At 41.2% G+C, this 226-nt stretch carries 1 protein-coding gene; it reads left to right on the top strand.

Going from position 1 to position 226, the window contains the following annotated elements:
* The coding region (locus ABR397_RS24140) for a PAAR domain-containing protein (protein ID WP_350307891.1) at positions 1-226 on the top strand (226 nt) is incomplete at both ends.

The following is a 226-nucleotide window of genomic DNA, read 5'->3' as shown; positions in this document are numbered from 1 at the left end:
AGTTATTCTGCTGGGTGATACAACAGATCATGGCGGTAAGGTGATTACCGCTATTGATGACTATACTTACAATGGTATTCCTATAGCAGGTAAAGAAGATTTGGTGGAGTGTCCGCAATGCAAAGGGGTTTTTCCTATTGTTCAGGGGGCTGACTCTTTAAAATATAAAGGAAAATTGATTGCGCTTGAAGGAATGCAAACAGCCTGTGGGGCAAAATTAATTGCC

The sequence above is a fragment of the Photorhabdus viridis genome (genome assembly GCF_040256935.1).
GTDB classification, from domain to species: domain Bacteria; phylum Pseudomonadota; class Gammaproteobacteria; order Enterobacterales; family Enterobacteriaceae; genus Photorhabdus; species Photorhabdus viridis.
Note: the sequence above shows the minus strand (reverse complement) of the source record. Positions and strands in the feature narration are given on the sequence as shown.